This window comes from Pseudomonas sp. DF5 (assembly GCF_058148225.1).
Genome location: NZ_JBYVYM010000002.1, coordinates 117,050 through 144,047, shown reverse-complemented (window position 1 = coordinate 144,047; position 26,998 = coordinate 117,050). Strand labels below are relative to the sequence as shown.

20 protein-coding genes are annotated in these 26,998 nt (G+C 61.5%); 6 read left to right on the top strand and 14 right to left on the bottom strand.

Annotation, left to right across the window (positions count from 1 at the left end):
- The first annotated feature begins 34 nt into the window (after nt 1-34).
- Both AC30D7_RS02680 and AC30D7_RS02675 read left to right on the top strand, forming a co-directional pair.
- Nucleotides 35-1,081, top strand: coding sequence for a Rieske 2Fe-2S domain-containing protein (locus tag AC30D7_RS02680; protein ID WP_490132920.1), 1,047 nt, complete (start codon nt 35-37; stop codon nt 1,079-1,081).
- Entirely contained in the window at nt 1,078-2,028 is a 951-nt protein-coding gene (locus AC30D7_RS02675) for a PDR/VanB family oxidoreductase (protein ID WP_490132919.1), read from the top strand. The genes AC30D7_RS02680 and AC30D7_RS02675 overlap by 4 nt, the downstream gene beginning before the upstream one ends.
- Nucleotides 2,029-2,038: 10 nt before the next feature.
- Here the strand turns inward: AC30D7_RS02675 and AC30D7_RS02670 are convergent, their stop codons facing one another.
- The 5 genes from AC30D7_RS02670 to AC30D7_RS02650 form a co-directional block, all read right to left on the bottom strand.
- A complete protein-coding gene (locus tag AC30D7_RS02670) occupies nt 2,039-2,752 on the bottom strand; it encodes a GntR family transcriptional regulator (protein WP_019578625.1) in 714 nt (237 codons plus the stop codon).
- A gap of 77 nt (nt 2,753-2,829) precedes the next feature.
- On the bottom strand, nt 2,830-4,071 hold the full coding sequence (locus AC30D7_RS02665) for a thiolase family protein (RefSeq protein WP_138867371.1): 1,242 nt from the start codon (nt 4,069-4,071) through the stop codon (nt 2,830-2,832).
- Entirely contained in the window at nt 4,068-5,951 is a 1,884-nt protein-coding gene (locus AC30D7_RS02660) for a feruloyl-CoA synthase (RefSeq protein WP_490132918.1), read from the bottom strand. Before AC30D7_RS02660 ends, AC30D7_RS02665 begins: the two co-directional genes overlap by 4 nt.
- Nucleotides 5,952-6,094: 143 nt before the next feature.
- Complete coding sequence (locus AC30D7_RS02655; protein ID WP_490132917.1) at nt 6,095-7,543, bottom strand: aldehyde dehydrogenase; 1,449 nt, start codon at nt 7,541-7,543, stop codon at nt 6,095-6,097.
- Nucleotides 7,544-7,672: 129 nt separating this feature from the next.
- Nucleotides 7,673-8,503, bottom strand: coding sequence for a p-hydroxycinnamoyl CoA hydratase/lyase (locus AC30D7_RS02650; RefSeq protein ID WP_007895816.1), 831 nt, complete (start codon nt 8,501-8,503; stop codon nt 7,673-7,675).
- A gap of 212 nt (nt 8,504-8,715) precedes the next feature.
- Here AC30D7_RS02650 and AC30D7_RS02645 point away from each other — a divergent pair, with 212 nt between their 5' ends.
- Nucleotides 8,716-9,204, top strand: a complete 489-nt coding sequence (locus AC30D7_RS02645; protein WP_018927890.1) for a MarR family winged helix-turn-helix transcriptional regulator — start codon at nt 8,716-8,718, stop codon at nt 9,202-9,204.
- A gap of 6 nt (nt 9,205-9,210) precedes the next feature.
- On the opposite strand, the gene AC30D7_RS02640 is transcribed toward AC30D7_RS02645, so the two are convergent.
- Nucleotides 9,211-10,521 (bottom strand): OprD family porin, encoded by a 1,311-nt coding sequence (locus tag AC30D7_RS02640; protein WP_490132916.1) that lies wholly within the window; start codon nt 10,519-10,521, stop codon nt 9,211-9,213.
- Nucleotides 10,522-10,853: 332 nt separating this feature from the next.
- Between AC30D7_RS02640 and mhpT the strand changes: the two genes are divergently transcribed.
- Nucleotides 10,854-12,080 (top strand): 3-(3-hydroxy-phenyl)propionate transporter MhpT, encoded by a 1,227-nt coding sequence (mhpT, locus tag AC30D7_RS02635; RefSeq protein WP_490132915.1) that lies wholly within the window; start codon nt 10,854-10,856, stop codon nt 12,078-12,080.
- Nucleotides 12,081-12,286: 206 nt separating this feature from the next.
- Here mhpT and AC30D7_RS02630 read toward each other — a convergent pair whose 3' ends face one another.
- The 6 genes from AC30D7_RS02630 to AC30D7_RS02605 all read right to left on the bottom strand — a co-directional run bounded on the left by AC30D7_RS02630 (nt 12,287) and on the right by AC30D7_RS02605 (nt 21,484).
- Nucleotides 12,287-14,710, bottom strand: coding sequence for an efflux RND transporter permease subunit (locus AC30D7_RS02630; RefSeq protein ID WP_490132914.1), 2,424 nt, complete (start codon nt 14,708-14,710; stop codon nt 12,287-12,289).
- Nucleotides 14,711-14,762: 52 nt separating this feature from the next.
- Complete coding sequence (locus AC30D7_RS02625; protein WP_490132913.1) at nt 14,763-15,863, bottom strand: WD40/YVTN/BNR-like repeat-containing protein; 1,101 nt, start codon at nt 15,861-15,863, stop codon at nt 14,763-14,765.
- A 71-nt stretch (nt 15,864-15,934) separates the two neighbouring features.
- Entirely contained in the window at nt 15,935-17,296 is a 1,362-nt protein-coding gene (locus tag AC30D7_RS02620) for a DUF1329 domain-containing protein (RefSeq protein WP_490132912.1), read from the bottom strand.
- A gap of 15 nt (nt 17,297-17,311) precedes the next feature.
- Entirely contained in the window at nt 17,312-18,961 is a 1,650-nt protein-coding gene (locus tag AC30D7_RS02615; protein ID WP_490132911.1) for a DUF1302 domain-containing protein, read from the bottom strand.
- A gap of 208 nt (nt 18,962-19,169) precedes the next feature.
- On the bottom strand, nt 19,170-19,937 hold the full coding sequence (locus AC30D7_RS02610; RefSeq protein ID WP_019578612.1) for a coniferyl-alcohol dehydrogenase: 768 nt from the start codon (nt 19,935-19,937) through the stop codon (nt 19,170-19,172).
- 71 nt (nt 19,938-20,008) lie between these two features.
- Nucleotides 20,009-21,484: a benzaldehyde dehydrogenase gene (locus AC30D7_RS02605; RefSeq protein WP_490132910.1), complete on the bottom strand. Its 1,476-nt coding sequence runs from the start codon at nt 21,482-21,484 to the stop codon at nt 20,009-20,011.
- Between the two features lie 293 nt (nt 21,485-21,777).
- Here AC30D7_RS02605 and AC30D7_RS02600 point away from each other — a divergent pair, with 293 nt between their 5' ends.
- Both AC30D7_RS02600 and AC30D7_RS02595 read left to right on the top strand, forming a co-directional pair.
- On the top strand, nt 21,778-23,553 hold the full coding sequence (locus tag AC30D7_RS02600; protein WP_490132909.1) for a sigma 54-interacting transcriptional regulator: 1,776 nt from the start codon (nt 21,778-21,780) through the stop codon (nt 23,551-23,553).
- 217 nt (nt 23,554-23,770) lie between these two features.
- Nucleotides 23,771-24,382 carry a TetR/AcrR family transcriptional regulator gene (locus AC30D7_RS02595; RefSeq protein ID WP_490132908.1) on the top strand — a complete coding sequence of 204 codons (612 nt, stop codon included), beginning with the start codon at nt 23,771-23,773 and terminating at the stop codon, nt 24,380-24,382.
- Nucleotides 24,383-24,473: 91 nt separating this feature from the next.
- Here the strand turns inward: AC30D7_RS02595 and AC30D7_RS02590 are convergent, their stop codons facing one another.
- Both AC30D7_RS02590 and AC30D7_RS02585 read right to left on the bottom strand, forming a co-directional pair.
- Nucleotides 24,474-25,577, bottom strand: a complete 1,104-nt coding sequence (locus AC30D7_RS02590; protein WP_490132907.1) for a polyamine ABC transporter substrate-binding protein — start codon at nt 25,575-25,577, stop codon at nt 24,474-24,476.
- 39 nt (nt 25,578-25,616) lie between these two features.
- Nucleotides 25,617-26,954: an alginate export family protein gene (locus AC30D7_RS02585; protein WP_490132906.1), complete on the bottom strand. Its 1,338-nt coding sequence runs from the start codon at nt 26,952-26,954 to the stop codon at nt 25,617-25,619.
- Nucleotides 26,955-26,998 lie beyond the last annotated feature (44 nt).

Genomic DNA, 26,998 nt, shown 5'->3' with positions numbered 1-26,998 from the left:
CACTAAAAACAACAAACAACCTTGGAGAATCTCCATGTACCCCAAGAACACCTGGTATGTCGCCTGCACGCCCGATGAAATCGCCGACAAGCCGCTGGGCCGTCAGATCTGCGGTGAAAAGATGGTTTTTTACCGCGGCCACGAGGGTAAGGTGGCGGCTGTTGAGGACTTCTGCCCCCATCGCGGCGCGCCGCTGTCCTTGGGCTATGTGGAAAACGGCAATCTGGTGTGCGGCTATCACGGCCTGGTGATGGGGTGCGACGGCAAGACCGTGGAAATGCCCGGGCAGCGGGTTCGCGGCTTCCCGTGCAACAAGACCTTTGCCGTGGTCGAGCGTTATGGCTTTATCTGGGTCTGGCCCGGCGATCAGGCGTTGGCCGACCCGGCGCTGATCCATCACCTGGAATGGGCGGTCAGTGACGAGTGGGCCTATGGCGGCGGCCTGTTCCACATCCAGTGCGACTACCGCCTGATGATCGACAACCTGATGGACCTGACTCATGAAACTTACGTTCATGCGTCCAGCATCGGCCAAAAGGAAATCGACGAAGCGCCGCCGGTGACCACGGTCGACGGCGACGAAGTGGTTACTGCCCGCCACATGGACAACATCATGGCCCCGCCTTTCTGGCGCATGGCCCTGCGCGGCAACAACCTGGCCGACGATGTGCCGGTGGACCGCTGGCAGATCTGCCGCTTCACCCCGCCCAGCCATGTGCTGATCGAAGTCGGCGTGGCCCATGCCGGCCATGGTGGTTATCAGGCTCCCCAGCAGCTCAAGGCATCGAGCATCGTCGTCGACTTCATCACGCCGGAAACCGAGACCTCGATCTGGTACTTCTGGGGCATGGCGCGCAACTTCAATCCGCAGGATGAAGCCTTGACCGCGAGCATTCGCGAGGGACAGGGCAAGATTTTCAGCGAGGACCTGGAGATGCTCGAACGCCAGCAACAGAACCTGCTCAGCCATCCCGCGCGCAATTTGCTCAAGCTCAACATCGACGCTGGCGGCGTGCAGTCGCGTCGCGTTCTGGAGCGCCTGATCGCCAGGGAGCAAGCCCCGCTGGAGTCAATGGCATGATCGAAGTGCTGGTGGTATCGCGCAACAACGAAGCCCAGGACATCTGCAGCTATGAGCTGGCCAGTGTCGATGACCGACCGCTGCCGGCCTTCAGCGCCGGCGCGCATATCGATGTGCACCTGCCCGGCGGCTTGATCCGGCAATACTCCCTGTGCAACCACCCCGAAGAACGCCATCGCTACCTGATCGGCGTTCTCAAGGACCCGACCTCCCGCGGCGGTTCACTGGCCATGCACGAGCAGATCCACCCCGGCACGCGCCTGCCGATCAGTGAACCGCGCAACCTGTTCCCGTTGGTCCATGAGGCCAGGCGCAGCCTGCTGTTCGCTGGTGGTATCGGGATCACGCCGATCCTGTGCATGGCCGAACGCCTGGCACACAGTGGCGCGGATTTCGAGCTGCATTACTGTGCCCGATCACGGGACCGTGCAGCCTTTGTCGAACGCCTGCAGCACTCGCCTTTTGCCGACCGGGTGTTCCTGCATTTCGATCAGGAACCCGACACCGCGCTGGACGCGGCCAAGGTTCTGGCCACGCCGCTGAACGACGTTCATTTATATGTGTGTGGCCCCGGCGGCTTCATGCAGCACGTGTTGAACACGGCCAGGAAGCAGGGCTGGCAGGAGCAATGCCTGCACCGCGAGTACTTCGCCGCCGCGCCCGTCGACACTGGCGCCGATGGCAGCTTCTCGATCAAGCTCGCCAGCAGCGGTCAGGTCTTCGAGGTGCCGGCCGACAAGAGCGTGGTGCAAGTACTGCAAGACCACGGCATCGAAATCGCCATTTCCTGTGAACAAGGCATTTGTGGCACTTGCCTGACTCGGGTTCTGGAGGGGGTGCCGGAGCATCGCGACCTGTTCCTCACCGAGGATGAACAGGCCTGCAACGACCAGTTCACCCCTTGCTGCTCGCGCTCGAAAACGCCGCTGCTGGTACTGGATATCTGATAAACCGCGCTTATTCCGAGCGGAGAATGACCTTCATCCGCTCCTCGGCCGTCGCTGAGCCGAAGACTTCGGCGTAGCGCAACGTGGCGTTGGCGTGTTCGCGCATGATCGCCTCGGCACGCGCGCCCTGGCGGTTGACCAAGGCATCGAACACCGAATGGTGTTGCATGTGGGCATAGTTGAAACGTCGGTACTCCCGGACCATGTCGTTGCGGTCCACGGCCAGGGCAGTCACCGAAGCGAAGGGCAAATGATCGTTGCGCGCCAGGGCGTCGGCGATCGCCGGGTTATGGCTGCCTTCGACGATCACCTCATGAAAACGCATGTTGAGGTCGTGATAGACCTCCAGGTCTTCTATGGTCACGTACCCTTTATCGAACAGCTGATCACCCTGCATCAGGCACTGTTCGAGGGTCGCCCGGGCTTCGTCTGAGAGCCCGCGCTCGGCGGTCTGACGCGCCGCCAGGCCTTCGAGTACTCCCCGTACTTCGACCGCACCGGCAATGTCATCGGGGCTGACCGAACGCACCTGAAACCCGCGCCCGCCAAAACGCACCAGCAAGCCTTCCTGCTCCAGCGTGCGGAACGCCATGCGCACCGGCATCCGCGAAACACCGAACAGCTGCGCCGTGGGGATTTCCATCAACCGCTCGCCCGCCGCCAGTTCGCCCGAGGCGATCATCTTGCGCAATGCGACCAACACCGTTTGACCGGGCTTACTCATCCAGGCAACTTCCAGAAAGGTGGGCCTGCATAGTAACGCAAGAGAGAGACGCCAGGTTTGGGCAGAGGTCGCGGTGTTCAGCCTTGATAGGCCGGATTCTCGATCAGCAGTGCCATACCCTGTCCTCCGCCAACACACGCGGCGGCAATGCCATAACGCAGATTGCCCTCGCGCAGTTGCCTGGCCAGGGTCAGCACCAGACGCAACCCGCTGGCGGCCAAGGGATGCCCCAGGGCGATGGAGCCGCCCCGCCGGTTGAGGCGGTCGCCGTCCAGTTCAAGCACCTGCGCCACGGCCAGCACTTGTGCCGCCTGGGCTTCGTTGATTTCCAACAAGCCGATGTCGTCAATGGCCAGGCCGCTGCGTTGCAGCAGCAACTGGATCGCCGGTGCCGGGCCGATGCCCATGAACTCCGGTGCCACCCCCACCACGGCACTGGCCAGCAAATGGGCCAACACCGGACGCCGAGCCGCAGAGGCTCGCCCCACCAGCGCGGCCGCCGCACCATCGACCACCGCGCAACTGTTGCCGGCCGTTTGCACACCGCCGGCATGCACCGACCGCAACCGGCCCAAAGCGCTCAGGTCGGTAGGTCGCGGGTGGCTATCGTGCGTTACGCGGTCCACGCCCCGTGGCAACTGAATATTGCGTGGCTGATAGCCGGCCAACTCAAAACGCTCATTACCGATCGCTACCAGTTCCGGCTCGAACCAGCCGTCGGCTTGCGCCTGCAATGCCAGTTGATGACTGCACAGAGCGTAGCGATCCACTTCGTCGCGGCTCAAGCCATGCCGCCGGGCCAGGTTGTCGGCGGTGGTGATCATGTCTACGCCTGGGGCCGGGTCGTAGAGGGCTTCCCACAGAAAGTCCTTGAACGCCACCTCGGCGCCGAGCCGGAAACCGCTGCGGTGGGTGTAAGCGGCAATCGGGTTGCGTGACATCGATTCGGCTGCCACACACAGGGCCAGCTGCACGCCGTCATCCAGCTGCCTGGCGGCCTGCCGCAAGAGTTCGAAACCGGTGGCGCAGATGCGCTGCACCCCCAGCGCCGGAGTCTCTTGCGGCACACCACTGTAAAGGCCGATATGTCGAGGCAGCAGGTAAGCATCGAAACTGGCCTGAGCCACGGAGCCGGCGAGCACGCTGTCCACCGAGGACGGATCGAGAGCAGCGCGAGCCAATACCTCGCGCCCGACCTTGATCCCCAGATCGATCGGCGAGACCTGAGCCAAGGCCCCGCCAAGGTCGACCCAAGGCGTGCGCAGGGCTTCGAAAATCGCCACATCGCTAAAGCTCGAATACTGCCCCGCACCGTTCATGGCAGAGGTCCGGCGCGCAGGATGGAAGGCTCTTCACCCCGATACAGCGCCTCGACTTTGTCAGCGCGCCACTGCAACACCGTACGCTGATTGATCGAGCCCTTGTCGGTAATTTCACCACGGTCGATGGAAGCTGGTTCGTCGAGCAGCGCGATCCATTCCAGGCGGCTGGCATTACCGGTGGCGTCGCGGTTGAGCCGTTGCAGCCAATCGCCGAACCACTGACGCACCGGCGCGCTGGCCAGAATCTCGGCATCGCTGGCGTGGGCACCCAAACCCGCCAGACGTCGGCATTCATACAATCGGGGAAAGACCAGCGCCCCCAGGCACTCGCGGTCCGGTGCGGCCACCACCAGGTCCTGAACATAAGGAGAACCTTCGAGCACCGCGCGATTGCGCAGCGGACCGACGCTGACAAACACACCGGAGCTGAGTTTGAAGTCCTCGGCGATGCGCCCGTCGAACATCAGCCCGAGTTGCGGATCACAGGGGTCAGCCAGCTTTAACGCATCGCCAGAACAGTAGAAACCTTGTTCGTCGAACACCTCGGCGGTCTGCTGCGGTGCGCGCCAGTAACCGGGCATGATGTGCGGCCCGCGAAAGCGCCCTTCCAGCTTGCCGCCCACCGGCACCAAGCGCACTTCGCAACCGGGTGCCGGCAGGCCAATGTAGCCGGCCATTGACAGCGGCCCGGTGGTGAACGTGCAGGACGGCGACGCCTCGGTCATGCCGAGCCCGGCCATCATGCGAATGCGTTCGCCACAATGCTGTTCGGCGACCCGGTCCAGGCGATCCCAAACCCGTTGCGACAAACCGGCGGCAGCGAAAAAGAACAGCTTCATGCGCGAGAAGAAACGCTCGCGCAACTCGCCGTCCTGTTCCAGAGCGTTCACCAGTTCTTCCCAGCCCTTGGGCACGGTCAGGTAGGCGGTGGGCGATACTTCCTTGAGGTTGCGCAGGGTTTCAGCAAAACCCTGAACGGTCGGCTTGCCGTCGTCCAGGTAAAAAGTGCCGCCGTTGTACAGCACGATGCCGACGTTGTGGCTGCCACCGAAGGTGTGATTCCAAGGCAGCCAGTCCACCAACACCGGAGGTTCTTCGCCAAACACCGGGAAGGTTTGCAACAGCATCTGCTGGTTGGCGCAGAGCATGCGCTGGGTGGTGACCACCGCCTTGGGCAGTTTGGTCGAACCTGAGGTAAACAGGAATTTGGCGATGCTGTCCGGCCCGGTAGCCGTGAAGGCGCAATCGGCCTCGGCACCGCCGGGCTGTTCCAGCAGGCTGGCAAAGCTCACCTGACAGCGGCCCGGTACTTGGCCGTGCACGGTAATCAGCGGCGTTTCGGCCGGCAGCACCGCGTCGATCGCCCGCTGATAGGTCGCGGCGTCGCTGACGAACACCAGCCCCGGTTGCAGCAGATCGCAGACATGCCGCAGCTTGGCGAAATCCTGGGACAACAACGAATAGGCCGGTGAGATCGGGCTATAGGGAATGCCGGCGTACATCGCACCCAGGGCAATCTGCAAATGCTCGATGTCGTTACCCGAGAGGATCGCCAGCGGTCGCTCGGCCGACAGGCCGTAACTCAGCAGGCTCTGGGCAATGGCGCGGACGCTGGTCAGCATCTCGGCGTAACTCACCCGGCGCCAGTCGCCGCCCTCCAGGCGAGCGGCAACAAAGGTCTGTTGCGGGCGCACCCGGGCCCAATGCACCAGGCGATCGAGCAAGCGTACGGGCAACTCGGCCAAGGGTTCCAGGGAGCGCATATGCAATATGCCCTGCTCTTCGCTGACTTCGACCGCAGGACAGCCAATGGATACCTGGCGATAGCGCGGTGCACTGGCTTCGGTCTGGGGTAGCGATCTGAATTCGGAACTCACGTGCTTGTTCTCCATCAAGGCACGCCACCGGTCCGCTGCGAAGCAGTCAACTGGGGCATGGCAGCCTTGTTATTGTTATATCTGGCCTGCACGCGGGCGACGAGCGCTCTCAAGCGTACGTCGCCCGACGCTGCGACAGCTGCTCAGATCGGGTAGTGCCGCGGGCCGTTCTGCAAGGTCACCCAGCGCAATTGGGTGAAGTGCTCGATGGACGCCTTGCCGCCAAAACTGCCATAGCCGCTGGACTTGACCCCGCCGAAAGGCATCTGTGCCTCGTCGTGCACGGTCGGGCCGTTGATGTGGCAGATGCCCGACTCGACTCGCTGGGCCAAGGCCAACGCGCGACCGGTGTCACGACTGAAGATCGCCGCCGACAAGCCGAACTCGGAATCATTGGCCAGACGCAGCAGCTCTTCATCGCCCTCACCGCGCAGCACCACCGCCACCGGGCCAAAGGATTCTTCGCGGTACAGGCGCATGGCATCGGTGACGCTATCGAGCAAGGTCGGCTGCAGAATACTGCCCTCCAACCCGCCACCCGCGACCAGGGTTGCGCCCTTGTCGAGAGCATCGTCGATCATCAGTTTGATCCGTTCACCGGCGCTGCTGTCCACCAGAGAACCGAGCACCGAACCTTCGGCATTGGGGTTGCCGGCGGGCAAGGTGGCGATCTTCGCCGCCAGTTTGGCGACAAAGGCATCGGCCACCTTGGCATCGACGATCAGGCGCTCGGTGGACATGCAGATCTGCCCCTGGTTGAAAAAGGCACCGAAGGCTGCGGCCTCGACTGCCGCATCCAGGTCGGCATCTTCCAGCACCAGGAACGGCGCCTTGCCGCCCAGCTCCAGCAACGCCGGTTTGAGATGACGCGCCGACAGTTCACCAACAATGCGCCCGACATGGGTCGAGCCGGTGAAGTTGACCCGACGCACCGCCGGGTTGGCGATCAGCCGTTCGACAATCGCCGCGGCATCCTGGGGCGCGTTGCTGATGACGTTGACCACGCCGTCACCGAGGCCGGCGTCCTGCAATACCTGGCCAATCAGCCGGTGCACCGCCGGGCTCAGTTCCGACGCCTTGAGCACCACTGTGTTACCGCAGGCCAACGGCATGGCGATAGCACGGGTGGCGAGGATGACTGGGGCGTTCCACGGCGCGATGCCGAGCACCACGCCACACGGTTGACGCAGGGCCATGGCGAAGCTGCCGGGCACATCCGAAGGAATGACTTCGCCGGTGATCTGGGTGGTCATCGATGCCGCTTCACGCAGCATGTTCGACGCCAGATGCACATTGAAACCGTACCAGTTGGCCATGGCGCCGGTCTCGCCGGCGGCGGCGATGAATTCTGCGCTGCGGGCCTGCAACTGCTCGGCGGCGCGCAGCAACCGGGTGCGTCGTTCATTGGGGGCCAGGGCCGCCCAGGTGGGGAATGCCGCTTTGGCCGCAGCCACGGCGGCGTCGGCATCTTCCAGGGTGGCGGCGGCAACCCGCGACACGATTTCGCCGGTCACCGGATTACGCCGTTCGAAGGTTCGACCGTCTCGGGCGGGGCACGACTGGCCGCCGATCAGCAGGGGCACGTCCAGCATGGTGATTCCTCTTTATTGTCTTTATCGGGAATACGTTCGAGGGGCTCACAGTAGCGCCGAGGCGCCGGGGCGAACAGCTGGCGGACGCTCGATCGCCCGGCCAGCTCGCCTTGTTCTCAACGCCAGGGCTCAGCGTTTGTAAGCCTGCAAACCGGGCTTGATGCTCTTGTCGTCGAGGAACTGCTTCATGCCCTGCTCGCGGCCACCTTCGGTATCCAGCAGGCGCGACTGATCGAGCTTGGCGTACAGGTAGTCTTCGTTCTGCTCCCAGGTGAGTTCGCGGCAACGCTTGAAGCCATGCTTGGCCGCACGCAGCACCACCGGGTTTTTCTCCAGCAGGTTACGCGCCAGCTCAATCGTCACCTCACGCAGTTGCGCCAGCGGCACGCTCTCGTTGACCAGGCCCATCTCGGCGGCTTTCTGTCCGCCGAAGGTCTTGCCGGTCATGATGTAGTACAGCGACTGGCGATGGCCCACAGTGTCGGCCATGGCCTTGCTCACCAGGTTGCCCGGCGGAATGCCCCAGTTGATTTCCGACAGGCCGAAAGTCGCTTCATCGGCGCAGATCGCCAGATCGCAGGCCACCAGCGGGCTGAAACCGCCACCGAAGCACCAGCCGTTAACCATGGCGATGGTCGGCTTGGCGTACATGCGCAGCAGTTTCCATTGCCATTGAGAGGCTTCGCGGCGGATTTTTTCCTGAAGGATTTCCGGGCCGGCGTCCACTTCGCGGAAGTATTCCTTGAGGTCCATGCCTGCAGTCCAGGCTTCGCCCGCGCCCGTCAACACCAGGACACCGGCGTCCGGATCCTGCTCCAGGGTTTCCAGAACGTCGATCATCTCGCGGTTCAGGGTCGGGCTCATGGCGTTGCGTTTTTCCGGACGGTTGAGGATGACCCAAGCGATGCCTTCCTCGATTTCCACTTTGACCGTTGTCCAGCGACCTTCGTAATTGCTCATGGCGATGCTCTCTTGTTCTTGGCTTGACGATGGGTAAAAACTAAACCGCAAATATAGTTATGTCAATTAACTATTAATAAAATTAACCGAGTTGTTTTCGTGCCTGAAACGGGCGCAGCGCCTAGAAATCTGAAAGAGGTCGTGGCTATCCCCGGCCAATCTCGGCAAACTAGATAGCCTTCTTAACCGCCAGCCCGAGGATTCACCCTGCAATGGCCAAGTCTTCCAAGATTGCCGCCGCCCCCGAGGCGCCTGCCGACAGCCCCGAAACCCAGGCGTCGCTGGACGCAGCCCTCGACGACCTGATCGGTTACGCCATGCGCCGGGCGCAACTGAAACTGTTCCAGAACCTGATTGGCCGGCTCTCGGCCCACGACTTGCGCCCGGCGCAGTTCTCGGCCCTGGCGATCATCGACCAGAACCCCGGGCTGATGCAGGCCGACCTGGCCAAGGCACTGGCCATCGAGCCACCGCAAGTGGTGCCGCTGCTGAACAAACTGGAAAGCCGGGCGCTGGCGGTGCGAGTGCGCTGCAAACCGGACAAACGCTCCTACGGGATTTTTCTCAGCAAGACCGGCGAAACCCTGCTCAAGGAGCTGAAACTGATCGCTGCCGAGAGCGACATGGATGCCACGTCCGCCCTCGACAGTCAGGAACGCGAAGAACTGCTCAGGTTGCTGAAGAAGGTCTATCAGGCCTGAAACGACTTACCAGATCGGCACGGTGTAGAGCACCAGAAAGCGGGTCTGGTTTTCATCGCGAAACGCCGCGCCAGTGGGGAAGTCATTGCGATAGATCGACTTGCGCGCCATCAGCCCGACGTTCTTCAGCGGCCCACTCTGGATCACATACCCCAGCTCCATCTGGAACTCCCGCTCCTTGCGGTCGTCGGCATTCAGCGCCGCCAGTTCGATATGGTCACCGCGCACATAACGCAGCCGGCTCTTCAGGCCGGGCACCCCGGCGGCGGCGAAGTCATAGTCGTAGATCGCCTGCCAGGTTCGCTCCTTGGCATTGAGAAAGTCCGAGCTCATGGTCAACTCACTCATGCCCATCAACTCGGTGCCCGACACGTAAGGCGTCGCGGTGTCACCACTGGAGTGCATATAACCCAGGCTCAGGCGATGGCCGCCAAAGCGGTAGCCGAACAGCGCCGAGAGGTTGCGGTTGTCCACCTTGCCGGCCTTCGCACTACCGTCCTCGTCGCTGAAAAAACTGCGCAGGTCAGTGGTCAACGTGCCCTCGCCCACCTGCAACGTGTGCAGCAAGGCCAGGGTGTTCTGCTGGTACAGATCCGCCACTTCGGCGTGATAGGCACGCAGGCTCAGATCCTTGTTCACCTGGTAATCGCCGCCAACATAGGCCATATGCGATGAGGTGGCCGCGCCGTTGAAACGCCGGTTCGGCGAGGCGATGCTCATCGGCTGGTAGTTGGTGGAATCGCGCTTGTTGATGCGATCGATGTAGCCAGTGTTGAAGGTCAGCCCGTCGATGTCCTTTGAACTGAGGGTGGTGCCGCGAAACGTCTGCGGCAGCAGCCGTGACGGACTGGCGAAAGCGAACGGCAGGAAGATCGATACATCGCCGGTCTTCACCGTGGTCTGGGCAAAGCGCATCTTGGCGGTCATGGCCAGGCGCGAATACTCGTCCGCCGCACGCTTGTCACTGGCAGACACCGGCAACAACTCGGTGCCACTGCGGTCGGGCGACGAGTCCAGCTTGACCCCCATCAGGCCGCGAGCGTCCAGGCCAAAACCAACAGTCCCCGGGGTAAAGCCCGACTCCACATTCATGATGAAACCCTGGGCCCATTCCCGGGCCGCGGTCTTCGCCCCGTCGTCCTTGTAGTCCCGATCCAGGTAGTAATTGCGCAGGGTCAAGGTGCCGTGACTGTCATCGATAAAGCCTTCGGCCAGCGCCGGAGTGGCAATCACACTCAAACCCAACAGGGCCAGACGACGTGCGCGAACAGGTAAGGTTGAGATCGCCACGAGGGCGTCCCGAGGGAGATTTGGCATGTTCGATGTCCACTTATTGTTGTTGTTTTTTTGAACGGGATCGTCGGGTTGCCCCAAGGATCTCCGGTCAGAGAATGGAAACGCCTGAGAGTGGCGTCAATCCACAATGACCGATAATCGAACATTAATATTATTATCTATTTTTTAAATACATCACCAACCCTATGTCATCACATTGATTTAAATGAAATTAATTGAATTTTTCAGCAAAAAACCTTGGTCATTCATTTTTTAGTTATCTTTGTTAATCTTAATTTCAGCCTGTTACCGCCCACAGCAATCAGGCTCGCGTTCCCCCGTAAGCCCCAACAAAAACAATAATGAGGTTCGCCATGGACACCCCATCACGTCGCACGACGCTGACTATCGCCCTGTGTTTTATCGTTGCACTGATCGAAGGCTTCGACCTGCAAGCCGCCGGCACTGCCGCCGCAGGCCTGCGCCAGACCTTTGCCCTGGACCCGAAAATGATGGGCTGGGTATTCAGCGCCGGCATCATCGGTTTGCTGCCGGGCGCCTTCTTCGGCGGCTGGATCGCCGATCGCATTGGTCGCAAGAAAATCCTCATCGGCGCCGTGCTGCTGTTCGGCGTTTTCTCCCTCAGCACCGCCTATGTCAGCAGTTTTTCCGGCCTGCTGCTGGCGCGCTTCATGACGGGCCTGGGCCTGGGCGCCGCCCTGCCCAACCTAATCGCGCTGTGTGCCGAAGCCGTGGGTGAGCAACGTCGTGGCACTGCGATCAGCATCATGTATGCCGGCGTGCCGTTGGGCGGCGCACTGGCGGCGGTGGTCGCCATGCTGTTCGCTGAGCATTGGCAGATGACCTTCATCATCGGTGGTCTCGTGCCCTTGCTGGTGGTGCCGTTGATGGTCCTGCTGCTGCCCGAGTCCAGCGCCTTTCGCCAGCAACAAGGCAGCGTCAACCTGGCGCGCGCGTCAACCGGCCAGGCGCTGTTCGGCGAAGACCGGACCCGCGTCACCCTGGCGTTGTGGCTGAGCTACTTCTTCACCCTGACCGTGATGTACATGCTGCTCAACTGGCTGCCATCGCTGTTGCTGGAACAGGGTTTCAGCAAACCCCAGGCTGGCCTGGTGCAGATGCTGTTCAACATCGGCGGCGCCCTCGGTTCCCTGCTCGGCGGGCTGCTGCTGGATCGCTGCAACGGCATCAAAGTGGTGCTGTTTGTCTACGCCGGGTTGCTGACGGCGCTGGCTGGAGTCGGCCTGTCGGTGGGCATCGTCCCCATGGCCATCGCCGGTTTTTCCGCCGGGTTGTTTGTGATGGCCGCGCAGCTGGTGCTGTACGCCCTGGCACCGCCGTCGTACCCGACCTCGGTGCGCGCCACCGGTGTTGGCGCAGCGGTGGCTATCGGTCGCCTCGGATCGGTGGCCGGGCCCTTGGCCGCCGGGCAGATTCTGGCGGCCGGGGCCGGCACCACCGGAGTTTTGCTGGCGACGTCTCCCGGGCTGCTGATTGCAGCACTGGCGATCATCAGCGTGATTACCCGTTCGGCCGAACCGCAGTTACGTACGGCGAACCCGGTCGCGGATAAAACCTGACCGGGGTGCGCTCCTCGTAGCAGCTTGCATTCGGCCGTAGCAGCTGTCGAGCTTGCGAGGCTGCGTTCGGCTGCGAAGCAGTCGTGAATCCGGCTGATGCGGTCTGCCTGATGCACCGCGAACTCTGGTTTGACGACTGCTTCGCAGCCGAACGCAGCCTCGCAGGCTCGGCAGCTGCTACAGACGGTGTACCGCCGCCTAGCCCTTCAGCCCTCCTTGACCAACTGCCCATGCCGGCTCGCTTCAGGCTTTTTTGCGAAGACCTTCTGCGGCAGCAGCAGCCAGGCCAAGGCCGGCAGCAGGATCAAGGCACCGAGCATGTTCACCAGGAACATGAACGCCAGCAGAATCCCCATGTCGGCCTGGAACTTGATCGGTGAAAACGCCCAGGTCGACACTGCAACCGCCAGGGTCATGCCGGTCAGCAACACCACTTTGCCGGTGAACAGCAGCGCCTGGTAATACGCCTGGGCCAGAGTGTCGCCGGCACGCATTCGAGCCAGGATCACACTCAAGACATAGAGCGCGTAGTCGATGCCAATGCCCACGCCCAATGCGATTACCGGCAGGGTCGCGACTTTGACCCCCATACCCAGCCCCACCATCAGCGCCTCGCACAGAATCGAGGTGAGCATCAGCGGCAGCATCGCGCAAAGGGTTGCGCGCCAGCTGCGGAAGGTCAGCAGGCATAACAGGCTGACCGCGCCGTAGACCCAGAACAGCATCTCGCGCATGGATTTTTTCACCACAATATTGGTCGCGGCTTCGATCCCGGCGCTGCCGGCGGCCAGCATGAATTTGACCTCTGGCACCTGATGCTCGCTGATGAATTTCTCGCTGGCCTCCACCACCCGATTCAGGGTATCGGCCTTGTGATCGGCCAGGTAAACGTACAGCGACAACATCGAGCAGCCCTGATTGAACAGCTCCCGCGGAGCACGGGTTTGCACGGCGCCCAGCGCACCATCATTGGGGATCAGCTCATACCATTTGAAGTTGCCTTCGTTGTAACCGGCCGTGGCGATTTTGCTCAGCGCCGCCATTGAGGTGGTCGACTCCACGCCGGGCAATTGCTCCAGCCGCCAGGCCAACGCATCCACTGCCGACAGGCTCGCGTAGCGGGTGCACTGATCTTCCGGAGTCTTGATCATGACCACGAAAATATCCGAGCTGGCCGCATAGTTTTGGGTCATGAACAGCGCGTCGCGGTTGTAGCGCGAGTCAGCCCGCAACTCCGGGGCGCCGGGATCGAGATCGCCGATCTTCAGGTGCAGGCTCACGGCAAAACCGAACGCTGCCAGCAGCAGACCACCGAGCATGGCGCCCATGGCCCAGCGCCGTTGGGTGAACAAGTCGAGCACGCGCCACAACGGATGCTTGATCTGCGCCTGCAATTCGACGTTTTCCGAACTCAGGCTGCGTTGCGCCGCTGCCGGGCTGACACCGATATAGCTGAGCAGGATCGGCAACAGAATCAGGTTGGTGAAAATCAGCACCGCCACGCCGAGGCTGGCGGTGATCGCCAGATCCTGAATCACCCGGATATTGATCAGCAGCAGCACCGCGAAGCCCACCGCATCACAGAGCAACGCGGTCATGCCGGCCGCGAACAGTCGGCGGAAGGTATAACGCGCGGCCACCACCCGGTGGGTGCCGCGACCGACGTCCTGCATGATGCCGTTCATCTTCTGCGCGCCATGGCTCATGCCGATGGCAAACACCAGAAACGGCACCAGTGCCGAGTAGGGGTCCAACTCATAACCGAGGATGGCGAGCAGACCTAACTGCCAGAGCACCGCCACCAGCGAACACGTCACCACCACCAGCGTGCTGCGCGCGCAACGGGTGTAGCCAAACAGCACCAACACCGTCACCAGCACCGCCACCACGAAGAACAACAAGACTTGGGTCAACCCCTCGATCAAATCGCCGACGATCTTGGTGAAACCGGTGATATGAATTCGCAGGTCGTCGCTCTGGTACTTGTCCCGCAGGGCTTCCAGTTGCCGGGAAAACTCGCCGTAGTCCAGGGCCTTGCCGGTCTGCGGACTGATGTCCAGCAACGGCACGAAGATCACGCTGGACTTGAAGTTGCCGGCCACCAATTGACCGACCTCACCGGAACGCGCGACGTTGGTTCGCACCTGTTCGATACTGGCCGCCGAGCCATCGTAGTCGTCGGGGATCACGGTGCCGCCATCGAGCCCCTCCTCGGTCACGGCAGTCCAGCGCGTGGTCGGGGTCCATAACGATTTCATGTAGGGCCGGTCGACACCCGGCAGCAGATAGAGCTCATCGTTAAGCCTGGCCAGGGTGTCGAGATAGTCCTTGGTGAAAATGCTGCCTTGTTTGACCTCCACGGCGATCCGCAGCGAGTTGCCCAGGCCGCTCAACTCACTGCGATTCTGCAGGAAGTTGGCGACATAGGGATGCCCCGTGGGAATGGTTTTCTCATAACTGGCATTGATGCCGATGCGCGTGGCTTGCCAGCCGAGCACCAGCGTCACCAGCAGACACAGCAGGATCACCAACGGTCGATGGTTGAAGATCGCCCGCTCGGCGAAGTTACCCGACGCCTGGTCGAAGTCTGCCAGGCGGCCGATCACGGTTTGAGTTTTTTCGTCTTTCAAGTCTGACTCCTGTTGCACGGGCCGTGGCCCGATAGCGCTGCACCGTGAAGTTTCAAGGTTTGCCAGAGGCTCGTGGATCCTGGTCAGCGGCCACACCGCTCAAACCGACGCTGGCCAGGCTGCCGTCGGCCGCCTGTTGCACGGCCGCGACAGTCCCGCCGCTGCGGCTCTGGCGTTTGTCGAAGCTACGACCTTGGTCATGACTGAATAAAAGTTCGCCGCCCTGGCTGGCCAACAGCAGGCTGCCATCGCGCAGTTCGATGGCGCTCGCCAGTGTTGATTCGATGCCGGTGTCGAGGCGTCGCCAACTGCCGCCACGGTCATCGGACCACCAGGCGTTACCGCGCAAACCGTAGGCAATCAAGGCGCCGCCGCGAGTGCCGAGCAAGCCGAAAAAGCTGCCTTCATAAGGTGACTTCAAGGCCTGGAATGAATGCCCGGCATCGGTCGAACGCAACAGTAAACCGCGCTCCCCCACCAACAGCAGATCGTTGCCCGAGGCGCGAATGCCATACAGGTTCAGGCCCTGCGGATTGTCCACATGCTGCATCCACGGCTGCCAGCTTCGCCCGCCGTCGTCGGTACGGTAGATCTGGTTGTAGGCGCCAACGACGTAGCCGTGCAGGCGGTCACTGAAGTACAGGTCGAGAAACGGTTTATCCGGTCCGTCGTCGAGCATCTGCCGGGCCTGCGCCAGGTTGCCGGCCCCGCTCGGTTGATTGGCATCGCGCTCAGCGACCTGCACCGCCAGCGCGGCGGCACGTTCACCGTCGAGTTGCTTGTGCCAGGTTTCACCGCCGTCCTCGGTGTGCAACACCACGCCCAGATGACCGACCGCCCAGCCCTGCTCGGCATCGACGAATTGCACTGCCGTCAGGCTGACGCTGACCGGCACAATGGCCTGCCGCCAATTGCTTCCAGCGTCATCCGAGAGCAGCACGATCCCGCGCTCGCCGACAGCCACCAGACGCTCGCCGGCCCGGGTCAACCCGAGCATTGCCGCGCGCTGGGCCTTGGCGGTCGACAGTGCCGGTTGCTGCAGTACTGCAAACGTGCTCGCCTGGGCGTTGAACACACACGCCATCAAACCCAATGCCAGGACGCAGGCGCCCCGGCGCAGGCCGAAGCCCGCATAGCGTTTTTGCCCCATCATGTCTGTATCCCACTCGCAAAGTCACAGGCGACCGCAGCGCGCACCCTCACCCGCCACGGCCTCCCTCAGGTTCAACGCATGTTTTCGTTGGCCATGGCATCCGGCGTGAAATAGGACGCCGAAGGTTTCGCGACCTTCTGGTACTGGACCGCCAGATCGTTGCTCGATGAGTTAAGGAAGTAGGCGCCGGTGTCGAGGTTGTAGCTGCCCCACATGACCTGCGCGGTGAGGGCCGGCAGGTCCGGCGCCAGCAGCGTCAGCGAATACATCTGCCGTCCGAGCTTGCCCTGGGCGTCATATCCGTCAGCCATCAGGATCTGCCAGGAGTCTTCGTCGATGTAGTAAGTCCGACGCGGTACCACATGGCGCTTGCCGGATTTGAGCGTGGCCTCGACCACCCAGACCCGATGCTTCTCCCAACGCACCAGATCAGGATTGAGGAAGTTCTGTTTGAGCAGGTCGTCGCTCTTGGCCAGACCGGCGCGGTTATTGTTGTAGGCGACGATCAATTCTTTCTTGCCCATCAGCTTGAGGTCATAGCGATCGGTAGGCCCGAACAGCATGAACGCTTCGTCGAACAGACCAACCCCGGAGGTCACGAAGTCCGGGGTGTCGTAGGCAATGTTCGGCGCCCGACGCACCCGGCGCTGGCCGACCAGATACTGCCAGGCCGCACGGTTGGCCGGGTCCAGGTCCCAATGGGTCATCAGGCCTTCACCGGCCTTGGACGATGGCAACTCGGTCAGCAGCTTGCCCACCAGGTACTTGCCGGAAAAGTTTTCCAGGCTGCCGTCTTCGACGTAGTAGGGAAACTGGTAGGTGTACTGGGCGCGGGTCGCCTGGACTTTCTTGCCGCCGGCGGTCATCAGCCAGGTATCGAAAGGCGAACTGATGGTGTCGCCACCCTGCCAGGACAACCGATAGTTCCACAGCACTTGCGTACCGTTTTCCGGGATCGGGAACGGAATGCCGCCATAGGCGCCGGAGACTTTCTCGCTCGCCACGTCCAGCGTGGCGCGAGTGGCATTCTTGCCGGTGTTGTCATACACCCATTGCGGGGCTGCCGCCGAGCGATGGGTCGGGTACACGTCCAGGCGATAGTCCGGGTATTTCTTCAGCAGCAACTTGGTGCCTTCGGCCAGTACATTGGCGTACTGCTCCATGTTCGAGGCCTTGATCGAATACAGCGGTTTTTCACCGGCAAATGGATCGGGACGTTTGTCACCAGGCTTGTAGCCCGGCGCGACCTTGGTGTAGCCGCCCTCCCAGGCCGGGATGCTGCCATCGGCATTGCCGGCGCGCTCGCCACCAAGGGGCGTCAGTTCAGACTTCAAACGTGCAGCCTGCTCAGGCGACACGGCCGCCTGCGCCAGGCTCATGCCGGCAAGGGCCAGGGTGAGGACGCAAGTGTTGAGAAATGCTTTGTTCTGCATGGTGAATCCACCTTATTAGAATGAGGTTTTCACGTAGAGCGAGACGAAGTCGCGGTCGGCCAACGACTGCCCGTAACTGAAATTGCCGTCCTCGCGCAGCCCGGCTTTTGGGGCACCGAAGAAGTTCACGTAGTTCAGGCCGACATCCCAGCGCTGCAGGTAGGTGGCCTTGAGCCCGACACTCCAGTCGCCGGAATGGGTATTGCCGAAGCCCGATTTGTTGACCGCCGAAGAGCGCCCATCGAGTACCACACCCAGGCCGATCGGCACGGTCAGGTCGATCCCGTCGACAATCTGGAAGTACGCCGGCTCCACCAATACCCGCAGTGCCGTAGCATCGCGGGTGGTGTTGGCATCCAGCGCGGCGGCGTTCTCGGTCACGCTCAGGGTGCGGTTCCAGGCCAGCTCGGCCAGCGCCGAGCCGCCATCCCAAAATGCGGTGGGCGATAACAGGTAAATCGCCGACAGGTTGGCGTGAGCGGTTTTGCCCCTGGCAAACAGTGAGTTATCGCCGCCATCGGCCGCCACGCCAGGGGCCACCACTTGCAGATTGCTCACCAGCGGCGCGTTCCAGCGCACGGAGGTTTCGCCGGCAAAGTTGAACGGCCCATAAGCGGTGGAGAAGCTGACGCCGGCAGTCTTGATGTCTTCGGCGTAGACCTGACGATAGGAACTCAGGATCGGCAACCCGGTGGCAGCCGCAGCCGTACCGTCGAGGTAGGCGTACAGGCCGGTCGGGGTTTTATCGTGATACTGCGCAGCGTAGAAACCCAGCTCCAGCTCGGTGCCGGTCGGCTTGAAGCGGATCTGCATACCACCCTGCCCCGAATTTCGCGGTTTCAAATCGCCGCCATTCACCGTGTCGTTGCCGAACACTTCACGCAGCGAACCGCTGCCGTAACCGATGGCATCGATATCGCTCAGGTAGCTGCCGGCGCCGGGCACATTGGAGCGTTCCCACTCAAACTGGTAGTAAGCGCCCACCGACAACTGCGGGTTGATCTGCAACTGCCCGGAGATTTGATTGACCGGACGCAGGATCTCCTTGAACTGGGTCCCCGGCACACTGAGCAACTTGACCACATCGGTCGGGCCCTGGGCATTGGCAATGCCGTTGCCACCGTAGAACAGGCTTTCGCCGTAGATCAGGCTGTGTCGGCCCAGGCGCATCACGCCCTGAGAGTCTTCACCAAGATCACCGCGCAGGAACACGAAGGCGTCGAGAATTTCCGCGTCGCGACCATGGAGTTTGCGGGTTTCGCTGAGGAAATGCGTTTGCTCGCCGCTGTCGGTGTCCTGGTTGTAGATATCGTCGTACCAGGCTGCGCCGCTCACGCGCAGTCCATAGTTTTGCCGGCTGAGGTCCATTTCGGAAAACAGGTCCAGACGATTGGAGACCAGGCCGCTGCTGAAGTTTTTATCACCCTGACTCTGGATCGAGGGGTACAGACCGTTGGCGGTCGGCGCGTTGACCAATCGGCTGTCCTGCCCCTGCAGCCGCCAGGCCTGGCTGTACTTGATGGTGTTGTCCCAACGCAGTTTCCAGTCGGAATCACCAAGGTCCATTTGCATGGCCTCGACCCTTTCGACCATCACACCGGCGCTGCATAACGCCAGAAACAGGGCGCACTGTTTGAAACGAAAGCAACGTTTAACGTTGTCCATGGACGCTCCTCATTATTTTTATTTTTGCCTTTGCATCTGTGGCGAGGGGGCTTGTCGGAACGCCGCATCGCCCCGTTGGGGCGCGCAGCGGCCCCTAAAATCTGGCAACGAGTTCTCTCGGATAGAACCTGTTTATCGGTTTACGACTGCTTCGCAGCCGAACGGGAGCAAGCTCCCTCGCCACAGCCGCTGTCTACAGGTGTGCATTTCAGATGTAGGTGGAGGCCAATCCGCCATCGACGGCCAGGTTGACGCCGTTGATCCAGCGCGACTCGTCGGCACACAGGAAAGCGATCACCGCCGCTACCTCATCGGCATAAGCGGGGCGTTTCATGCGATGGGCATCGGCCTGGGTTCGGGCCTCACCGAGCATGCTCACGAAGTCGCCGAGGATCGGTGTGAAAACCGGACCTGGCGCGACGCTGTTCATGCGCACCGAATGTTCGAGAAACCAGGGTTGGGCCTGCAGGTAATTCCAGACGATCAAGGCTTCCTTGAAATACTGGTAGCAGGTCTGGTCCGGTACCGGGTGCTCGGCCAGCCAGGCCTGCCCGGCGGCGAAACCTTCGATGCGCGCCAGTGCCTTGTGCTGTTCCAGGCGTAACGGCCACTCGGCGCCGAGGATCGAGGCGATATTGACGATGCTGCCGCCAGCGTTGATGCGTGGCAGCAACGCGCTGCTCAAGTGGCGCAATCCCAGGTAGTTGACCCGCGCCAACAGTTGCGGGTTTGCAGTGCCCGGCACCCCGGCGATATTGCACAGGCTGTCGATCCGTGCCGGTAGCTGCGCCAGCAACCGGTCGATGTTCTCGGCACTGCTCAGATCGCCCTGAACAAAACCGTCCAGGGTCATGTGCGGAGCCTTCAGGTCCACGCCAATCACGTGAGCGCCGTGGCTGCGCAGCAGGCTTGCCGTGGCGGCGCCGATACCCGAAGAAACGCCGGTCACCAGCACAATCTTGTTGTCGAGTTTCATGTTGAGTCCTCTTATTATTTTTGTGTACTCGGTGGGCCGACCTACCTTGTCGACCCCAATAAAAAACGCCGTCAGAACGGGTAACGCGGCGCCTTATCCTTGACCGTCACCCATTGCCATTGGGTGTATTCATCCCAGTCGGCCGGACCGCCAACGCTGCCGGCATTTCCTGAGCTGCCGCGTCCGCCGAAGGGATTGATGCATTCGTCGGCCACTGTCTGGTCGTTGATGTGCAGCAGACCGCAATTGAGTTGCTCGCCCATCGCCATCGCGGGCCCGACCGAAGGCGAAATGATTCCCGCGGACAAGCCATACTCGGTGCGGTTGGCCAGGTCGATGGCCTCATCGTTGCTGGCAAAACTCACCACCGTGGCCACCGGGCCGAAGATTTCCTCATCGAATGCACGCATGCCCGGGCGCACACCGGAAAGCACCGTGGGTTGGTAGAAGAGCTGCTCATACTCGCCGCCGGCTTGCAGAGTTGCGCCGGCCGTCACACTCTCCGTAACGATTTCATGCACTCGCAACAGCTGGCGTTTGTTGATCAACGGCCCCAGCACCGCCTCACCGCGAGCGGCATTGCCGACCGTGATTGCCCGTGCCTTTTCTGCCAGCCGACGGACCAGCTCTTGTGCAATCGACTCATGGGCCAAGATGAGTCCGGTGGCCATGCAAATCTGCCCCTGATGCAGCCAGGCACCCCAGGCGGCGTTGCTGGTCGCCAGTTCGAGATCGGCGTCTTCGAGCACGATCAACGAGTTCTTGCCGCCCAGCTCCAGGGCGACTTTTTTCAGATGACGCCCAGCCAGCTCCGCGACTTTGCGCCCCGCTGCAGTGGAGCCGGTGAACGCGATCATCCGCACATGCGGATCGCGGCACAGCGCTTCTCCGGCTGGCGCTGCCCCCGGTAAAACCTGCAGCAAGCCCTTGGGCAGACCGGCCGCCTCGAACAACCGGGCAATGATGAAACCGCCACTGACCGGGGTCTGCGGATCGGGCTTGAGCACCACGGCATTGCCCGCCGCCAGCGCCGGCGCCACCGAACGCAGGGACAACACCAGGGGAAAGTTGAACGGCGAGATCACCCCGACCACGCCATGGGGCAACCGGCGTGCATAGGACAAGCGCCCCGCTTCGCTCGGCAGAACCAGACCATGGGGTTGCGACAGCAGCCCGGCCGCCTGATGCAGCAACACGATCGCCTCACGGACCTCATGTTCACCCTTGAACAGGCTGCCGCCACTTTCCCGGGCGATGTACAACGCCAGTTCGGCAAAGTGTTGCTGGGCCAGTGCGGCAGCTTTACGAAAGATCTCTGCGCGTTCCCGTGGCCCCAATGCCGCCCAGGCCGGTTGAGCACGAGCGGCGTTCAGGCTGGCAAACGCGATGTCCGCTGCATCGGCCAAACCGGTGACGGTCAACACCTCGCCAGTGGCCGGTTCGATGACGCTATGGCTGCCGCCCAATGGACGTAGCCAGTCACCATTGAAGATGCGCTCGCGCCATGGCTCATCCCGCAGAAAATCAGATGGTTCACTTACCGACATTTCGGTCTCCCGGCTCTTGTGTTTGTCATTGCCTGACGCAGCCTTGCTAATACGATGCAAGGCGTTTGCGTGGTGAAAGCAGTAGAGCAAGGGCTGTGCCGACTTCCTGCGTTTCGCCATATTTCAAGTGGCGAAGGCTCTGGCCTGCGGGCTTTAGAGGGGCGGTTGCGAATAGGACAAGGTGCTTGGCGTACAGCTGGCAGCTCGCCACTTGTCCAAATGATAAAGTTATGTTTAATAACTGTTTTGCTAGTTGATCATTTCGATCAGTCGACTCGCTCAGGGGCATAACAATGAACAATCCCCATTCGCTGCTTCCTCATCTTGCGGTGCAGGAGGAGCATTTCTCGCCCCGAGGCGACAGCACCCAACTGGCCGAAGGCAACTCACCGACCCTGGCCGAGTTGACCGAATGCCTGTTCTTTTCCCCTGTTGACGGACGTATCTGGCTCAACGACCAGCGCATGCTGCTGTTGCACAGCTCATCCTTCGGCGCGCTGCGACGGGAAATTATCGAGCGCCAGGGAGTGGAACAGAGCCGCGGCCTGTTTACCCGCACCGGCTATCTCTCCGGCGCGCGCGATGCGCGGCTGATCCGCGAGCGCTGGCCAGACGCCGACGCCGCGGCGGTTTTCTCGGCCGGCACGCGTCTGCATACACTTGAAGGCATGACCAAGGTCGAACCCCTGCACTTCAAATTCGACGCCGACTCAGGCTTCTATGAAGGTGAATTCCTCTGGCACCATTCCTGTGAGGCCGACGAACATATCGCCGCCTTCGGCATCGGCCAGGACCCGGTGTGCTGGACCGAACTGGGCTATGCCATCGGTTATGTCAGCGGGCTGTTCGGCCGTCTGGTGATCTTCCGCGAAACCGAATGCCGGGGCATGGGCCATGAGAGCTGCCGGGTGATCGGCAAGACCGCCGAGCAATGGGGCGATGTCGAACAGGACCTGAGTTATCTCACCGCCTCACCCTCAGGCGCCGCGCCCAAACAGCCTCAAGCCCGGGCGCCCGCCCCCCAGGATGACGACAGCGAAAACCCCGGCGGGCCAAAACCGATTGGCGCCAGCGCGGCCTTCAATGCCGCTACCCTCGCCTTGCAGCGCGTGGCGCCGACGCCCGCCACGGTGTTGTTCAGCGGCGAGTCCGGGGTCGGCAAAGAATTGTTCGCCCGTCAGTTGCATCAGTTCAGCCCACGCCATCAAGCACCTTTCGTGGCGCTCAACTGCGCCGCCATCCCGGACAATCTGATCGAGGCTGAGCTGTTTGGTGTCGAGCGTGGCGCCTACACCGGCGCGACCCATTCGCGCCCCGGACGCTTCGAGCGCGCCCAGGGCGGCACGCTGTTTCTCGACGAAATCGCCAGTCTCAGCCTGCCGGGTCAGGGCAAGTTGCTGCGTGCATTGCAGGAGCGGGAGATCGAGCGTATCGGCGGTGGCCAGCCAATCAAGGTCGACGTCCGGGTGGTGGCGGCTACCAATGTCGACCTGCGCAAAGCCGTGGCGGCCGGAGATTTTCGCGAAGACTTGTTCTACCGGTTGAATGTCTACCCGATCATGCTGCCGCCACTGCGCGAACGTCGCGACGATATTCCGTTGCTGGTCAACGCGTTCCTGCGGCGCTTCTGTCAGGCCTACGCCCGTAAACCCGCCGGCCTGACCATGCGCGCACTCAAGGTGTTGTTGCGCTATGAATTTCCCGGCAACGTACGGGAATTGCAGAACCTGGTGGAGCGCGGCCTGATCGCCAGCGAAGACGGCCAAGCCATCGATCTGATCCACCTGTTTCGCAACGAACCCATGCCGCAGGATGCGTACTCTCTGGACGACAATGGCAGCCTCGCCGCAACCGACCAGAGTCCCACCGGCACACAGCCTCGCCCGGCCTTGCTGGAGACCCTGGCTCGCCTGGAACACGGCTTCTCCATTGAAGGGCTGGAGTCGCGCCTGATCGATGAAGCGCTACAAAAAAGCCAAGGCAATCTGGCCGCTGCCGCTCGACTGCTGGGTTTGAGTCGTGCGCAGTTTGCCTATCGACTAAAAAAGTACCGACAGGCATCGGCTTGATTCAGGCGGGTCGATGCATGGTGAACAGCGCTGAAAAGATTAATAAAATTAACTATATAGCCTGAGGACGCTCGCCATCAGCCAACGAGACTTTTCGCTTCCGGGATAAACGTGCACTACAGAAATTAGCGCTTTAAAAGTTTTACCCGATTAAGTATTTTGCATGGATGATTGGGCGACATGCGCCCCCTTTTATTCATAGCGACAGGGATCAACCGTGAGCGGACTGCGTGAACGTCAGAAGGTCGAACGACGCCAAGCCATCAGCAAGGCAGCGATCGAACTGTTCGAGCGTCAAGGTTTCCAGAACACCACCATCGAACAGATCGCCAACCAGGCTGGGGTGTCGGCGCCTACCGTGTTCAAGTACTTCGGCAACAAGCAGGAAATCATCCTGGAGATCCTGCACGACGCCGACCAGCGCGCACTCAAGGACACCCGCTGCCAGATTCCTGAAATAGAAGATCCGGTCGAGGCCCTGTGCTACCTGGAACGCCTGCTGACTGGTTACGCCCTGGAAGTCATGCATCCCAGTCTCTGGCGTGAACTGCTGCCGTTGATTCTATTTGGTGGTGATAACGGACTGCCCGAAGGTTATCGGGCCATGAACGATGCGCTCAGGGCCGAAATCAGCGGTTTACTCAGAGAACTGCAACAGGCCGGCAAGCTACGCGCCGACCTCAACGTCGACCTGGCCGCCTTCCTGTTGAACGACTACTCACACCTGCAGTTGTTCAGGCTGGTCAACCAGGAACAGCCGGACATCGAGTCACACTCCGCCCAGGTAAGGCGTATCACCGAGCTGCTCTTTTACGGAATGCGGGCCTGAGAACGCCAGCCTCCTCCCAGACTGGCTGCATGCCATAGCCGAGGCGCGTCATTGCTGGCGAGCCCGGCGTCACGACGCCGGGCCACAATGATCAGCGGTTGGTCTTGATGGTGGTCCAGGTGCGGGTGCGGATCCGCTCCACGGCTGCCGGCATGGGCTGCAGAGCGAACAGTGTTTTGCGCGCTTCGTCCGGCACATACATGTTGGGGTTATTACGGATCTCGGCGTTCACCAGTGCGGTGGCGTCCTTGTTCGGATTGGGGTAACCGATCTTGTTGCTGATCCGGGCAATGACGTCAGGGCGCAGGATGTAGTTGATGAACTCGTAGGCCTCTTTGGTATGGGGGGCGTTGGCTGGCACCATCATCACATCCGACCACATCGGCGCACCTTCCTTGGGTAACGCCATCTCCACCTTGACGCCCTTGCCGGCGGCATCGGCCAGTTGCTTGGCCAGCGCCACGCCACCCGACCAGCCGACGGCCACGCAGATGTCACCGTTGGCCAGGTCCATGCCGTAGCGTGAGGAGTTGAAGTAGGTGATGTGCGGGCGAATCTTCATCATCGCCGCCTGAGCCTGCGGGTAGTCCTCGCGCTTCTGACTGTTGGGGTCGAGGCCCTTGTAGTGCAAGGCAATGGGCACGATTTCGTTGGCTGCGTCGAGGAAACCGACACCGCAACTGGCCAGCTTGGCGAGGTTCTCTTCCTTGAAGATCATGTCCCAGGTGTTCATCTGCACATTGGCACCCAGGACTTGCTGCACCTTATCGACGTTATAGCCGATCAACGTGGTGCCCCATAAGTACGGTGCCGCGTAGCGGTTGCCCGTATCACCCGCGGCTTCCAGGGTTTTCATGAACTCTGGGTCCAGGTGCTGCCAGTTCGGCAACTGGTTGCGGTCCAGCGGCTGGACGGCACCGGCGGCGATCAGGTGACTCAGGTTGGCGCTGCCGGGGTACACCACGTCATACCCGGAATTGCCGGTCAGCAGTTTGGACTCTAGGGTTTCGACACTGTCAAAAACGTCGTAGATCGGACGGATGCCTGTTTCCTCCTGGAAACTCTTGAGCACTTCAGGTGGCAGGTATTCGATCCAGTTGTAGATCCGCACCGTGCGTTCTTCAGCCAAGCACACACCGCTGGCCAGCAATGACACTACAGCGCCCAATAAGGTGTTACGCAAAAACATGTTCATGGTTAAGCACTCCTGCGCGGCCGCGAAGGCTCGCGGCACTTAGTAGCGGTAGGTGAAGTACAGTTCCAGCGCGCTGAATTTCTGGTCATCGCCGAACACCTGCTTGGCAGCGGCCAGCGGCTTGACCCAGTTATAGGAGAGCGACGTATAAAACGACGGCGTCGGGGTCCAGTCGAGGAAAACCACACTCTCATCGGCAAAGCGCCGATCACTGACCTGCGCACCCATGTAGTTTTTCTCGTCCAGCCAGAACTGATAGTGGATCGCGCCGAGGGTCAGCGTTTCATTGAGGTGGGTCTTGAGCGAGAACTGTTGAACGTTTTCGTTGCTGTTGAACAGCAGGTAGTTACCGACGACATCCCCCACCAGCCAGGTGCTCCAGTCGACGAAGCCCTTGCTCAGTGACTCCCAGGCTTTCTGCCGGTTGTCGGCGAGGTTGTCGTCGCCGGAAAAACTGGCGTAGCGATAGCCGATCACCGGGGTCAGCGGCAACGTGTTGAAGGCGTAATCCGCCTGACCGTACCAGGCGTTGGCATCGTAATCCGCGCCTTCACCACTGCCCCGCTCCACGGCGTATTCGGCATTCAGGGTCAGGTCCGGCACACCCGGTAGTTTGGCCTTCAACGCACGCACGTTGTACACCTGCATCCCGTCCCGGCGTCGTGGCAGTGTACTGCCCTTGGGCCCCAGCGCGTTGACCTTCATCGCCATGGCCCCCAGTGTCACCTGGTCGTCGAGGTTGTAGTCCAGGTTAGCGCCGGTCATGCGGAAGTCACCCAGATCGTCATCGACCCGCAAGGTGAAGGCCTGGGTTTTCAATGCGCCATGATCCCAGGCCAGAATGGCCGAATCCTTGAAGGCTGTTCTGGGGCCAAGCCAGTAGGCGCCGTCCTTGAGTTGGTCGAGGTTACCGTCCATGACGATGAAGCCGGTGCCGATCATGTAGTTCTGGCGGCCGGCAGTGAGCGTCCACTCCCCGGCCCGGAAACCGCCGTAGAGTTCTTCGGTGGCTACATCACCATCAGAGCTGCGGGTGAAGCCGCCGGCATCGCCATCGCCAAAGGTGGTCGCCGCCACCAGCGAGCCACCGGCCAACAGGCTGAAGTCTGGCTGCAGGGCGTATTCCAGCTTGACGCCGGGCTTGATGTAGAACTCCTGCCAGTCGATATCCGTGCCGCCATTCTTGCCGCTGCGCGCATCGACGCGGCCGCTGCCGAAGTTGACGTTACGGGTGGAAAGAGTCGCACCGCCAGCGGTGAAGTTGACCTCACCCTTGAGGTTGCCATCCTCGAAGGTGTAGCCCGCCAGCGCGACTTGGGTGGTCAGGGGTAAGCCGACCGCCAAGAGCGTTCGAGAGAAACGCGTCATGAAAACCATATGAAGCTCCTGTGTGATTATTGTTGTTACAGGGCAGTGAATGG